This is a genomic window from Mucilaginibacter sp. cycad4, assembly GCF_034263275.1.
Lineage (GTDB): Bacteria > Bacteroidota > Bacteroidia > Sphingobacteriales > Sphingobacteriaceae > Mucilaginibacter.
In genome coordinates this window covers 527303-541496 of sequence record NZ_CP139559.1, presented here as the reverse complement: position 1 = coordinate 541496, position 14194 = coordinate 527303, and the positions used below count along the sequence as shown (strand labels likewise).

The window sequence follows — 14194 nt, the reverse complement described above, 5'->3', positions numbered from 1 at the left end:
AATAAATCCGCGTAATCCCCCCAAATCACGGTTCAGACAAACAAAATCCTCTTAATCATCGTTCACCCTATTGCAATTTTTTGCCTCATTTTTACATCATTAAATAATATTCCCTACTTTTAAATTATGCAAAAGGTAAGTGAACTACAGGTAAGCGTATCAGACTTGAAAGCTTTTGAAGCTTTGGCCAATATACCCGATGATCAGCTTCAATGGCTGATTGATAAAAGCGAGATCCTAACATTTGAAGATGGCGAATACCTGATGGAGCCGGGTCAGGACCTTACAGGACCTCATTTTATATTGGAAGGCAACATGCGTTTTTTTATGATGCAGCAAGGCTCGCGCCGTGATTATACGCTGGTTGAAAAAGGCAGCATCACAGGTTATATGCCGTTTTCGCGTGGGCTGATAGCCAAAGGTTATGCCCAGGCTGTCGGCGAGTTAACAATACTGAGCTATCCTACGGCCGAGATCATGGAGATGATCCAACACCATTTTGAACTTACCCAGGCGCTGGTTCATATCATGACCACCCGCGTACGCGATTTTACGGCCATGCAGCAGCAAAACGATAAAATGATGGCTTTAGGCAAGCTATCGGCCGGTTTGGCGCATGAACTTAATAACCCGGCATCGGCCATTGTGCGCGATTCGTTGTCACTAAGGAAACACCTGCGCATGGTGCCTGCCCATCTAAAAAACATGTTTGCCATAAGAGCAAGTGATGAACAGGTTGACGGCCTTACAGACGAGTTGTTTAGGATCCTGAACAAAAAGGAATGCTATACCCGCCTTACACTTAAACAACGCACCCAGCTTGAAGATGAAATATCTGAATGGCTGGAAGATAACGGCGTTGAAGATGCCTATGATATAGCCGAAAGCTTTGTTGATTTTAGCTTTACTACCGAAAATCTGGAGGCACTGAAAGCACATATACCTGAGCACGCAGTATCCATTATTATGGGCTGGCTTAGCAGCAAGCTTATGGGCGAAAAGATGATTGAAGATATCCAGGAATCGGCGCGCCGCATTGCCGAGCTGGTAAGTTCAGTTAAAACGTTTACCCATATGGACCGCGCCCAGGACAAGCAGTATGCCGATATCCACATCGGGATCCGTAATACGATAACCATGCTGGGTTATAAGATCAGGAAGGAGAATATCACTGTAATTGAGGAGTTTGACGATACGCTGCCCGAGGTTAAGGCACTCATTGGCGAACTTAACCAGGTATGGACAAATTTAGTTGATAATGCCCTTGATGCCATGGAAGTGAACGAAAAAGGCACCCTTACCATCCGCACTAAAAAAGATAACGACTTTGTTGAAGTAACCATTATTGATGATGGGCCCGGCATACCGGAAGATAACGTCACCCGCATCTACGACCCTTTCTTTACTACTAAAGAAATGGGCAAAGGTACCGGTATGGGGCTTGAGGTGGTGCAGCGTATAGTGAAGCAGCACCGCGGTTCGATAAAGGTAAAATCAAGGCCCGGGCATACCGAGTTTATAGTTTGCTTCCCGATAAACGGATAGCAAAAAGCTGATTTTACCAAAAATATTAGTTAATTTGCCTGCATATTTACCCTATGAGCCGTCCGATAATATTTTCCATAGATGATGACCCGCAGGTTTTGCGGTCAATAAGCCGCGATTTAAAGTCGCAGTATGGCAAAGAATATAAAATACTAAGCACAACATCGGCAAATGAGGCATATGAAACCCTTATTGAATTGAAAAACAGTTCGGAAGTGGTTGCCTTGTTTTTGTGCGATCAGCGCATGCCCGAAATGGAAGGCGTTAAATTTTTGGAGAAGGCAAAAAAAGTATTCCCCGAAGCTAAACGGGTACTGCTTACCGCCTACTCCGATACCGATGCCGCCATTAAAGCCATCAACGATGTGCAGCTTGATTATTACCTGATGAAACCCTGGAACCCACCCGAGGAAAAACTTTATCCGGTAATAAATGACTTGCTTGGCGACTGGCATAGCCACTACATCCCCGAGTTTGTAGGCATGAAGCTGGTAGGCTACCAGTTTTCGCCGCAATCGCATGTGATAAAAGATTTTTTAGCAGGTAACCTGATCCCTTATCGCTGGTTTGATATCGAAAAAAACATCGATTCGGCCAGTTTGCTTACCATCAATAACCGCACAACCGACGATTTGCCAATGGTGATATTTGAGGATGGTAGTTGTTTAACAAAACCCACCATAAGGGATATTGCCGATAAAATGGGCAAAAATCCTACCCAGCTCACCGATGTTTATGATGTAGTGATTATTGGTGCAGGTCCGGCAGGATTAGCCGCCGCAGTATACGGTTCGTCAGAAGGTTTAAAAACTTTACTGATTGAGCGCAAGGCACCGGGCGGGCAAGCCGGTACCAGCTCACGTATTGAAAACTACCTGGGTTTCCCGGCAGGCTTAAGCGGCGCCGATCTCACCCGTCGCGCCATAAGCCAGGCTATGCGTTTGGGGGCCGAATTTTTGTCGCCGCAATCTGTTAACGATATTAGACAAAAGGATGGCTACAAAACAATTATTTTGGATGACGGGCCCGAGATCATCAGCCGTACAGTAGTAATTACTACCGGGGTTGATTACCGCAAACTGGAAGTTAAAGGCGTTGATAACTTTACAGGTGCCGGCATTTACTACGGTGCCGCCACTACCGAAGCTTCGGCATGTACAGGTAAAGAAGTATTTGTGATTGGCGGGGGTAACTCGGCAGGCCAGGCAGCTATGTACCTATCCAAATTTGCCAAAAATGTGCATATCATTATCCGCAGGGATGATTTGACGGCAACCATGTCTGCCTACCTGATCAACCAGATTGCCGATACGCCTAATATAAAGGTTTTGCCAAATACCGAGGTAATTGAGGCCGAAGGTACCAACTGCCTCGAAAAGCTTACGATACAAAACTGTAAAACCAAAGAATCCGAGGTTAAAACCGCTAACGCGTTATATATATTCATTGGTGCTAAACCTTATACCGACTGGATAAAACTGGATATCATCAAAAACAGTAAAGACTTTATTGAAACCGGCCGCGAGTTGCGCAGCTATGAAAGTTTTGGCAAAGTTTGGAAGCTTAAACGCGATCCATTCTTGTTAGAAACCAGCTGTCCCGGCATATTTGCTGCAGGTGATGTGCGTGCCGGGGCTATGAACCGTGTGGCGTCTGCCGTAGGCGAAGGCTCAATGGCGATAAGTTTTGTACATAAATACCTGGCCGAAGTTTAAATCACCAAACACCTATACTTATGGAAGAAACCTGTGCCCACATTGAAGCTATTGAAAGTATAACCCAACCTAAGGATTATGTTTGTGAAGAATGTATAAAACATCACAGTACGTGGATGCACCTGCGTACCTGCCAAACATGCGGCGTAACACTTTGCTGTGATAGTTCACCAAATACACATATGACCAAGCACTTTCATGCCACAGGTCACCCCGTGGTTATATCTGCCGAGCCAGGTGAGCGCTGGTTATGGTGCTATGTGGATGAAGCCGTTAAAGGATATTGAGTAATAAGTGGGTTAAAACGAAAAGAAAGCGTCATTGCGAGGTACGAAGCAAGCCCCGATTGGCAGGTCGTTTGGGATTGCTTCGTACCCCGCAATCACGCTTTTATATTATACCTGATTTCATAGAGGTATTAAATTCAAAAAAGAGTTCTAACAATCTAACCTCTTAATCTCCACTACCCCTTAAACGACAGAACCTTATCTAACGACCATGGGCCGGAGCCTAAAATAGTAAATAGTATAAGCAGGGCCAGCGCTGTAATTGATGGCCATAACATGGCATTGATAGGCTCCTGAAAAATACCTGTTAAAAATACCGCACCCACCAATATCGGGATCTGGATAATGCAGCCCAAACGGGTTAATATGCCCATAGCTATGAGTATGCCGCCAACCATATGGGCAAAGGACACATAGTACACCAGGATCATCAGCATATCGGGCGATACATCAATAACATCCTGATCGGTAATAATACCGCGCAGGTATGATGTATTTTCCATAAAGGTTATGCCTTTCACCAATAAAAATACGCCAAGAACAATACGCACAATATCCAAAACTTTAGGGTGATGAGTATCGCCCCAGTGTTCAATTTTATGAACCAGATTCATAAAGCCCTCCTTTTAGTTTAATAATTGGTTATCAGCAGCCTGGGGTAAATCTGAGAGATTGAACGGCCGGGATGCTGCTACTAAATTTAGTAACAAATTTGTTATAAAACAAGTTTTAGCGAAAGGAAAAAATCACTCCGTCATTGCTGGGTACCAAGCAATGACGGGTGAAGAGTGGAAAGTGAGGCCTACAGATCATACTCCGCAAGCCAACCCCGCAATCTGGCCAAATCCTTTTTTAAAGCGGCTGAAAATGCATCCTTACTAATAGCCAGCTCACGTTTACCATCCTCTGCTCCGCCTAAAGGATATTCGCAGTGCAAGCTCATGGGGCCATTGATATTGTATTGTTTCAGCAGGCCAAAGTATTTTTTAAAATCAACCATTCCCTCGCCTAAGGGTACACTTTTCACCTGCCATTTGTCGCCCCTTTTCTCCCAGTAAAAATCTTTTACATTGATTGTTTTGGAATAAACCTTCAACAGGCCGAGTGTAATAGGCCAGGTATCGGCACCTTCGGTAGTAGCATGTCTTACGTCGTACTGGCAACCGATGTTATTAGGGTCAAGCCCTTCAAGGCTCAGCCATAAATCCCATTGCGATGCACCAAACAGATCACCGGAATGGTTTTGATAGCCACCATGCATCCCATATTTTTTGTTGAGCCTGGCAAGGCCGGCCAGTTGTTTATTGATGGCCTTAATGTTGGCCGGTACACTGATAGCCTTGTTATAATTAAACCAGGCGGTGCGGTAATATTTAATGCCCAATGCCGATGCTGTTTTCAGAATCGCTTCGGTGTATTTTTCATCGGCAGTTTTAATATTGGTTACTATGGTGTAAATCTTGAGTCCGGCTTTTTCAATAGCTTCAACCGCTTTGGGCAGGTCATCGGCAACGCGTTCAGGCAGCACATGGCCGTCGGGACGTACGGTCAGGTCAATACCGTCGAAACCAAGCTGTACCGTTAAGGTGGCCATATCGGCATAATTAAGCCAGTGCATATGTTTAGAAAATATACTCACTTTTATTTTTCCACCCGGAGAGGGATTGCCGACAGCAACGCCAGAATCTAAAGATGACGGCTTAGCCAAAGCACTTAAACCAAAAGGCAGGCCGGCAGCAGCTATTGCGGCCGAAGCAATAAATCTTTTACGGCTAATATTTTCCATAAGTATTAAAATTGGTAATGCAAAATGCCATTTTTTGTTGTGATTATTTCCTGATTTTACCCACCTTTATCCAAACCTATTTATCATGATACTATTCTGGTACAGCGTAATACTGTTTGTAATGACTTTGGCGCTAAACTTTTATCTGCTCAACGGTCTCAAACAAATTAAACAGGTAAGCCAGCAGCCTCTAATGGCTAATCCCCCGCCACTTGCCATCATTATAGCAGTACGCAACGAGGAAGAAGATCTGGAAAAAGCACTGCAAAGTGTTTGTCGTATCAACTATACCAACTACCGGATTATTGTGGTAAACGATCGCTCAACCGATCGTACCGCCGAAATATTACAGGGCTTTACTTCCCAATATCCACAACTCCAGGTTACCACTATCAGCACCTTGCCTGATGGATGGCTTGGTAAAAATAATGCCTTGTACCAGGGCTACCTTGGCAGCACCGAAGAATGGATGCTTTTTGCCGATGCCGACATCGTTTTCCACCCTGATGCTATTAATAAAGCCGTTGGTTATGCAGTTAAGCAGCAGCTTGATCATTTAACCATGCTACCCGAGCTGAAATCGCGGTCAGCTATTTTAAACAGTGTGTTTGCTACTTTCGGCATTATGCTTATGGCCCACATGAAACCATGGGAGGCTAAAAATCCAAAATCAAAAGCATCATCGAGCATTGGAGCTTTCAATTTGGTAAGGCGTACAGCCTATGAAAAAATGGGCACCCACGTGCGCATCAAACTACGCCCGGATGACGACCTGCAAATGGGCCATATAATAAAAAAGGAAGGCTTGCGGCAGGATGTATTAGTTGGCAAGGGCTACGTTTGTTTAGAATGGTACAAAAACCTGGGTGAGTTAGGACGCGGTCTTCAGAAAAACGCATTTGCTGTAGCCAATTATAATCTTACGCAAGCCATCGTTAACGTGCTGAATATGTTATTAACTGTAGCTTTGCCCATGCCGTTGATGTTTGTTTTCGGCACTACAGTTATCCGCATCATGGCTGCTATTATGCTGGTATTCCATATTGTTTATATGATGATGGTGCCCCCAAATAAGTGGTGGTATGCATTCATGATCCCCTTTTCGGGATTCTTCTTAGCCTGGCATTTTTTAAAAGCATCAATAATAACCGTTGTACAGGGCGGCATTTACTGGCGGGACAGCTTTTACTCACTTGATATGTTGAAGGGAAGGGAATAAAATTGGGTTTATTAAGATCCCGACATCTTACCCGGAATGCCACGCAGGGCTGTTATTTACAATTCAGAATACCACGGATTTCAAAACTCAGGGATGATATAGCCCGTCAAATTTAAATTCCAATCACATTACATTAAAGCGTTTTAAAACACTATTTTTAGCGCCTCAAATATTGGTGCTTGAATATCAGCAAACTGATGTTCGGGAACACCGATCATATACGGTTAACAGCAACATAAAAATGAAAGTTTTAAAATTTGGTGGGACATCAGTAGGTAGCCCCGCCCGGATGAAAGCACTGCTTGATATCATTAATCCGGCCGAGCGCCAGGTAGTGGTACTATCGGCAGTGTCAGGCACAACAAACAGCCTTGTAGAAATTGGACAAGCATACCTCGCCGGTGATAAGAAGAAGGCGGTACAGCTTATTACTATCCTGAAGGATAAGTACGAACTTTTTATTAAGGAATTGTTTGTGAAGCCCGAGTTTTTAGCCCAGGGCAAAGAGGTTATCGACTACCATTTTTCGTTGCTCAGCAACCTGGCCAATGATCTTTTCACCCATATTGAAGATAAGATCATTGTTGCGCAGGGCGAACTGCTTTCAACTACCCTCTATCACGTTTATTTAAAGGAGATAGGCATACCCTCAGTATTGCTGCCTGCTTTGGATTTTATGAAGATAGATGAGGACAATGAGCCCATTGTTGATCATATTACCGAAAACCTGCTCCCGCTGCTTGATAAGCACCCCGAGGTGAACCTGTTTATTACCCAGGGCTATATTTGCCGCAATGCCTATGGAGAGATAGATAACCTGCGCCGCGGCGGCAGCGATTATACCGCTTCATTGATTGGTGCCGGCATCCGCAGCGAAGAGGTACAGATCTGGACAGATATCGACGGCATGCATAATAACGATCCGCGGATTGTAAAGGGCACACAGCCTATTGCCCAGCTGTCATTTGATGAGGCTGCCGAGCTGGCTTACTTTGGCGCCAAGATCCTGCACCCTCAAAGTGTGTTCCCTGCTCAAAAATATAAGATCCCTGTTCGTTTATTGAATACCATGGATCCGCAGGCAAAAGGTACCCTGATCACCATCACCAGCGAAAAGGACAAGATCAAATCCATCGCCGCCAAAGATGCCATCACCGCTATCAAGATCCAATCGAGCAGGATGCTTTTAGCTCATGGCTTCCTGCGTAAGGTGTTTGAAGTGTTTGAACGCTATAAAACATCTATCGATATGATCACCACTTCAGAAGTAGCGGTTTCGGTAACTATCGATGACACTACCTATTTGGGTGATATCACCAAAGAGCTGAACGCATACGGTTCGGTTGAGATAGATGTGAACCATACCATCATTTGTGTGGTAGGTGATTTTGGAGCCGAAAAACATGGCTATGCAGCCCGGGTACTGGAAGCCGTTAAGCATATTCCGTTAAGGATGATATCATACGGCGGCAGCGATCATAACCTGTCATTACTGGTGAAAACCGAGGATAAGGTTGAAACTTTAAGGAGCTTACATAACAGGCTGTTTTAAAACCTCACCTAAATCCTCTCCAAAGGAGAGGACTTTATAAAACACATTAAATTAATCTCATTAAATAGCCTTCTCCTTTGGAGAGGGTTGGGTGAGGTAAAATATATTACAATGTTCACAAGTAAAACTATAGATAAATTCAACGGCCTGGATACCCCGTTTTATTACTACGATCTTGAGGTGCTTAAAAACACCCTGAGTGCCTGCCGCGATGCATCTGCAAAGCATGGCTTCCATGTGCATTACGCCATGAAGGCCAACTTTAACCCAAAGGTTATTGATACCATACAAACCTATGGCTTTGGCGCCGATTGCGTGAGCGGTGGCGAGGTAAAGGCGGCCATTGAGCATGGCTTTGATAAAGGCAAAGTTGTATTTGCCGGTGTAGGTAAGTCTGACCGTGAAATAAACCTGGCCCTTGATGCTGATATCTTCTGCTTCAATGTCGAATCCATCCAGGAGCTTTTTATTATCGATGGCCTTGCAAAAGCAAAAAATAAGAAAGCAGGTGTAGCTATCCGTATCAACCCAAACGTGGATGCGCATACCCATCATTTCATCACCACCGGACTTGATGAAAATAAATTCGGCATCAATACCTGGCAATTGCCTGATGTTGCTGCTGCTTTACGCAAATGTAATAACCTGCAATTTTTAGGGATCCACTTCCATATCGGCTCACAAATTACCGACCTGGAAGTTTACAAAAATCTATGTACCCGCATTAATGAAATGCAGGATTGGTTTGAGGACCGCGGCTTCCCGATAAAAGTGCTTAATACCGGAGGAGGCCTCGGGGTTGATTACTATGCTCCGGACAACAATATAGCCGATTTTGAAGCCTACTTCCAGGTGTTTAAAAACTTCCTGAACGTTAAGCCGGGGCAAGAAGTTCACTTTGAGCTTGGCCGTGCACTGGTGGCCCAAAGTGCTTCACTTATATCGCGCGTATTGTATGTTAAAAACGGGCAGAAAAAGAACTTCCTGATCCTGGATGCCGGTATGACCGAGCTGATCCGCCCGATGCTTTACCAGGCTTATCACCAGATAGAAAATTTAAGTCGGAAGTCGGAAAGTCCGGAAGCAGGAAAATCCGAAAGTTTAAAGTATGATGTTGTTGGGCCGATATGCGAAAGCACGGATTGTTTTCAGAAGGACGTAAGCCTGCCCGAGTCATTCCGCGGTGATCTGATAGCTGTGCGTACAGCGGGCGCTTATGGCGAGGTAATGGCTTCAGGCTACAACCTGCGCGACAGGGTTGGCAGCGTTTATTCTGAATAAGCTATCTAAATCTGTAGCCAAGCCTTAACTGTACATAGTTACCGGCTTCAACAATGGCTATATAGTTTTTGATCTGCATAAAATAAGCAGCGGTTACAAAACCAGGATTGTAAGCCCTGTAAACGTAATCGCTGTTTTTGTTTCGGTATACGTTGTCGTTACCGAATGTACCTCCCCAAAAAAGCCGGAATCCAAACTGGTTGGTAACTTTATTGGTATGAAATATAACCTCGGTTGTACCGCCTAACGTAAGCAGATCGGCGCGTGAGTCGGTGTAAAAACCTGGTTTGTTGGTAACAGCTTTCCTAAAGTCAAGATAATCGCCAAATTCATGACTGTAAGCGGCTTCAAAGCCAATAAAGCGAAAATCGATATGCCCGCTGCTCACAAAAAAGTTACCCGATAACCTCCCTCCTGCCGCTCCAAAGAACTTATTTTTAAAATAGTTGGGGTCTTGCGGCTCCAATTCGCTATTATGATAATTTCCTAATGTACCAAAAGCACCATAAGCCAGGTTGAAATGATCAAACACATGTGCGCGGCTAAAATTAAGCTGTGCACTAACCAACTCGTCCGAGTAATTGGGGCTTTCATCAACTACTAATGCCCCCGAAATATAATTTGCCGATTTAACAGCATCAGCAGATACCGGTTTAGGCAGATAAGCAATATCGCTATGGTGCATGGCCGGCGCATAAATATGATCACTGCATGAGCTGATGATCATACCGGCCAGGAGCAAAAGCAGGCTGAATTTAAGTTTCATCGTAAAAGGTTCAGATCAGGTTTACAAATAGGATCCTGAACAATAATACGTTAAAACAAACAATAAAATAACAAACCCTACTAATTATTGCACCAGGCCCTTAATAAAGCTATCCGTAAAATCATTGGCAAAATGAATTACATTTTGCAAAGCTTCAAACTCATCCTGCTGGTGTGTTGTAGTAAGTACAACAGCTTTCATGCCTGCATTGGCGGCAGCTTCGGCGCCTTTGGGTACATCCTCAAACACAATACAGTCTGTAGGTAAGGTGTTCAGCAATTTAGCAGCTTTTAAAAATGTTTCGGGATGGGGTTTACTTAGTACTACATCATCGGCACTTACTATTGCTTTAAAATAATGCCTGATGTTAAGGTTATCCAGTACAAAATCAATATTAAAAGGAATTGCCGCCGAGCCTATAGCCATGGGGACACTCTTTTGATAAGCGTTTTCCAAGAACTCATGCAAACCGGGTAAAAGTGCCAGGTGGGGCAAAAACTCATCCTGGTAGCGCTGTTCTTTAAGGTAAGAAAGCCTGTCCATTTCTTCGGTAGTAAAGCGGTTGGGGCCAAACATACGTACCAGTACTTCCTGATTTTTGCCGTACATCTGTGGTTTTACTTCATCCCAGGTAAAGCTACCGCCAAGGTCGGTATTTAAAAGATATTGCCATGCTTTGGTATGATAGGGCATGTCATTGATCATAGTGCCGTTGAGGTCGAATATAAAGGCCTTCATGTAGTAATTTTCAATTTTATGAGGATAAAACCAATCACGGTTTTTTTGCAAACTTAATCCTTTAAAAAATTAAAGGCCGGGTTAGGTCACATATTCTTTAAACACATTGGCGATTAGTTTTTAACAGCAGCCTGGTAAACTACTACACGCAAAAGGAACGAGGAACAAATCAGTATTCAAAAGGAGACTCTTAAACATATAGCTATCATACAATCGAACGAATTGCGGAGAGCCGGTAGCATTACTACCTGATATATCAGACCTCCTGCGGATGGAAAAATATTGATTTGGTTACGTTAATACAATAGAGCATATCGTTAACGAACGAAATGAAAGACACGGGGAATAGTGAAAGATCCGGAAGAGACTATACAGGAAGGCTATTTGGCAATAGTAACCTAACCATCAATCACTTAACAGGTAAACACTGTTCCATCTGTTTGAATTGAACCTAAATTACCTTTTGGGTATTGCTTAATTACGGTAAATTATGGCTATCTTGGCAGCATTAATAAATAAAATAATGCAAAATCAAGGAACAGTAAAATTTTTTAATGAAACAAAAGGTTTCGGATTTATAGTACCAAGCAATGGTGGTCCTGAAATCTTTGTTCATTCAACAGGCCTTATTGACGAAGTTCGTGAAAACGACACCGTTGAATACGAAGTTGAAAACGGCCGTAAAGGTCTTAACGCGGTAAATGTAAAAGTTATATAAGTATAATATAATCATTAAGCCTACCAGGCACTCAATTTCTTGAGTGCCTTTTTTTTGCCTTATTTTTTTGTTAACCTATCGCGTACACCGGCTTAATATTTGAATGTTACTTTCAAATAAAAACTGGCATTGTTGTTGTTTATCCTGTAATATCATAAATCGACTACACATAAAACAAAGAAAAGAACATGAAAGATCAAGCAAAAATTATAGCAGCACTATTGGTAGGTGCAGCGGCGGGCGCGGCTTTGGGTTTATTGTTAGCTCCTGAAAAAGGAACAGAATTAAGAGGCGATATTGCAGATTATATAAATGACCTGGTTGATACCGCCAAAACTAAAGCGCAAACAACAGCCGGAGATATCAAAGATTACAGCAATAGTGTAATTGACAAAGCTAAAACCAAGTTTAGCGGAACTGTTAGCGACCTTTGGGATGCTAAAGATAAAGCTGTTGATGCTGTTAAATCAAAAGCCGATGATATCGCAGGCAATGCAAGTGATGCTGCCGATGAAGCAAAATCAAAAGCCAAAGCAACTGCCAACGATTGGAACAATTCTGTACAGAACGCATAATATTTAGTACTATTATAAAATAATAAAACCCTGCCAGTTAGCAGGGTTTTATTATTTATAGGCACTTTTTTTATTATTTATTCCATGTATTGTTACTTTCATCCGCATCCATAAATATGCCGCCATCTAAAGTAACTGATTTAATGGCCTTAGTGGTTTTAATATCTATTGCAATTTGCTTTTGATTTTTTTCCCAAACAGCAGGGGTTTGGTGAATGCTTCCAGCCGAGCCGTCTGCATAAGTAATCTTTATATCAAACGGAACTACGAAACCGCCTATGTTTTTAATAGTTGCGGTGTAGCCGCCTGCTGCTTTTGTAACACTCTTTAAAGACAGGTCAATATAATAATTGGTGAAGAACCAGTTATTGAAGAACCAATCGAGGTTTTTACCTGTGATATTGCTCATAGAATTAAAATAATCCCATGGTATTGGGTGTTTACCATGCCAGCGGTCCATATATCCATGTAAGGCTTTTTTGAATAGTTGGTCGCCCAGCATATCTTTCAGGGCAAAATAACTTAATGATGGTTTGCCATATGAGTTATTGCCGTAACCGCCCCTCAATTCGCTCGACGGTGTAATAACCGGCTGGTCTTCGGCGGTTGAGGCATCATGGATCCACCTGTCAACACGGAAATTTTTGTATAATGCTTCGGCTTTTTCTTTGCCTATTTCTGATGTTCCTATCAACAATTCAAAAGTGGTTGCCCAGCCTTCGTCCATAAAGGCATAACGGCTTTCGTTTATACCCATGTAAAAAGGGAAGTAGGTATGCGCTATCTCATGATCCTGCACAAATTGCGAAAACCGGACGTCATTGGTATGGCTGTCATTAACCATCATAGGATATTCCATATCTGCAAAGCCCTGGAACGAGGTCATCTTAGGAAATGGATAAGGCACTCCGGGCCAGTTGTGCGACAACCAACTTAATGAATTACGGCCGTTTTGTACCGCATGGTGAAAATCTTCCGAGCTATCTAAAAAAGCTGCCTGCATACTGGCGCGGCGGTTTGTTGCATCATCAACCACAACGCTGGCGGCATCCCATACATAATGATCGCTGATACCTACAGCCATATCGCTGATATCGTTAGCGGTCCAGGTCCAGGTGTTCATCTCCTTTTGAGCCGTTACTTTATGAGCGGCAACCTCGGCGGCCGATGCCACGTTGATAGTTGAATCACTGGTGAACGAAGCTTTCAGCCGTTTCGCATATTCGGGCTGGAGTACTTCATCAGGGTTTTGCAGGGTACCTGTGGCCCAAACTACGTAGTTTTTAGGCGCGGTAACGTGCAGGGTATAATCGTTAAAGTCGTTGTAAAATTCCTGGGCGTCCAAAAAAGGCAGCCTGTCCCAGCCATTGTAATCGTCATAAACTGATACCCGCGGATAAAAATAGGCCAGGTAACAGGTAGTGGAATCAATCATACCTTCGCGGCCACTTTCTTTTGAAATTTCAAAATGCCAGCCAATATCAAGCTTAACCGAATCATGCGGCATCAACGGCTTACTTAAACCCACCAAGTGATTTGTTGAATTGGAAACCATTTTTTTTGCTTCGCCATTAATCAAAAAATTATCAAACTGAATGCCCGGTGTAAGATAATCAGCTCCGGCATCGCCAAAACGGGCGGCACCCGGTTTATGAATGTTCAGAATGAGCTTCATGTTAAGCCTTTTTAAAGTATCCGGGCTGTTATTTACATAAGTGATCTGCTCGGTACCTTTTACAGTTCGATTTTGGGGCACAGCCGTAATACTGATATTATAGCGTCCATAATTTTGCCAGTACTTTTTACCGGGACGGCCATCAGGCGAACGGGTTTCGTTTTTAAATGCTTTTTGTATATCGCGGGGCATATACAAGGTTTGAGCCTTAACCTGTACAAAAACAATACAGGATAAAGCAGATAAAATAATGGGTTTGATCATACGTCTTAAATTTCAGTCGCCAATTTAAATCAATTGGACTAAATAACGATATGCAGGAAGCATTAATCATGAA

Annotated in this window: 13 protein-coding genes; 8 read left to right on the top strand and 5 right to left on the bottom strand. The window is 43.2% G+C overall.

The window, feature by feature from the left end; all coding sequences use genetic code 11:
• Positions 1–126 precede the first annotated feature (126 nt).
• The 3 genes from SNE26_RS02375 to SNE26_RS02365 are packed head-to-tail and all read left to right on the top strand — an operon-like array spanning position 127 to position 3547.
• Positions 127–1545 carry an ATP-binding protein gene (locus SNE26_RS02375; RefSeq protein ID WP_321557779.1) on the top strand — a complete coding sequence of 473 codons (1419 nt, stop codon included), beginning with the start codon at positions 127–129 and terminating at the stop codon, positions 1543–1545.
• Between the two features lie 53 nt (positions 1546–1598).
• Positions 1599–3260 carry an FAD-dependent oxidoreductase gene (locus tag SNE26_RS02370; protein ID WP_321557778.1) on the top strand — a complete coding sequence of 554 codons (1662 nt, stop codon included), beginning with the start codon at positions 1599–1601 and terminating at the stop codon, positions 3258–3260.
• A gap of 20 nt (positions 3261–3280) precedes the next feature.
• The gene (locus SNE26_RS02365) at positions 3281–3547 is read left to right on the top strand and encodes a UBP-type zinc finger domain-containing protein (RefSeq protein WP_321557777.1); all 267 of its coding nucleotides are present in this window, start codon (positions 3281–3283) and stop codon (positions 3545–3547) included.
• Positions 3548–3723: 176 nt separating this feature from the next.
• On the opposite strand, the gene SNE26_RS02360 is transcribed toward SNE26_RS02365, so the two are convergent.
• The gene (locus SNE26_RS02360) at positions 3724–4161 is read right to left on the bottom strand and encodes a DoxX family protein (RefSeq protein WP_321557776.1); all 438 of its coding nucleotides are present in this window, start codon (positions 4159–4161) and stop codon (positions 3724–3726) included.
• A 188-nt stretch (positions 4162–4349) separates the two neighbouring features.
• Positions 4350–5333 (bottom strand): sugar phosphate isomerase/epimerase family protein, encoded by a 984-nt coding sequence (locus SNE26_RS02355; RefSeq protein WP_321557775.1) that lies wholly within the window; start codon positions 5331–5333, stop codon positions 4350–4352.
• Positions 5334–5418: 85 nt separating this feature from the next.
• On the opposite strand from SNE26_RS02355, the gene SNE26_RS02350 reads away from it, so the two are divergent.
• The 3 genes from SNE26_RS02350 (at position 5419) to lysA (ending at position 9385) form a co-directional block, all read left to right on the top strand.
• The gene (locus SNE26_RS02350; protein WP_321557774.1) at positions 5419–6552 is read left to right on the top strand and encodes a glycosyltransferase family 2 protein; all 1134 of its coding nucleotides are present in this window, start codon (positions 5419–5421) and stop codon (positions 6550–6552) included.
• 241 nt (positions 6553–6793) lie between these two features.
• Positions 6794–8104 carry an aspartate kinase gene (locus SNE26_RS02345; protein ID WP_321557773.1) on the top strand — a complete coding sequence of 437 codons (1311 nt, stop codon included), beginning with the start codon at positions 6794–6796 and terminating at the stop codon, positions 8102–8104.
• A 111-nt stretch (positions 8105–8215) separates the two neighbouring features.
• Positions 8216–9385, top strand: coding sequence for a diaminopimelate decarboxylase (lysA, locus tag SNE26_RS02340; protein ID WP_321557772.1), 1170 nt, complete (start codon positions 8216–8218; stop codon positions 9383–9385).
• A 1-nt stretch (position 9386) separates the two neighbouring features.
• Here lysA and SNE26_RS02335 read toward each other — a convergent pair whose 3' ends face one another.
• Together SNE26_RS02335 and SNE26_RS02330 are read right to left on the bottom strand one after the other, a co-directional pair.
• Positions 9387–10151, bottom strand: a complete 765-nt coding sequence (locus SNE26_RS02335) for a hypothetical protein (protein WP_321557771.1) — start codon at positions 10149–10151, stop codon at positions 9387–9389.
• Between the two features lie 84 nt (positions 10152–10235).
• The gene (locus SNE26_RS02330; protein ID WP_321557770.1) at positions 10236–10889 is read right to left on the bottom strand and encodes an HAD family phosphatase; all 654 of its coding nucleotides are present in this window, start codon (positions 10887–10889) and stop codon (positions 10236–10238) included.
• A gap of 490 nt (positions 10890–11379) precedes the next feature.
• On the opposite strand from SNE26_RS02330, the gene SNE26_RS02325 reads away from it, so the two are divergent.
• Positions 11380–11607 (top strand): cold shock domain-containing protein, encoded by a 228-nt coding sequence (locus SNE26_RS02325; protein WP_321557769.1) that lies wholly within the window; start codon positions 11380–11382, stop codon positions 11605–11607.
• Between the two features lie 188 nt (positions 11608–11795).
• The gene (locus SNE26_RS02320; protein WP_321557768.1) at positions 11796–12182 is read left to right on the top strand and encodes a YtxH domain-containing protein; all 387 of its coding nucleotides are present in this window, start codon (positions 11796–11798) and stop codon (positions 12180–12182) included.
• Positions 12183–12255: 73 nt separating this feature from the next.
• Here the strand turns inward: SNE26_RS02320 and SNE26_RS02315 are convergent, their stop codons facing one another.
• Complete coding sequence (locus SNE26_RS02315; RefSeq protein ID WP_321557767.1) at positions 12256–14121, bottom strand: M1 family metallopeptidase; 1866 nt, start codon at positions 14119–14121, stop codon at positions 12256–12258.
• Positions 14122–14194 lie beyond the last annotated feature (73 nt).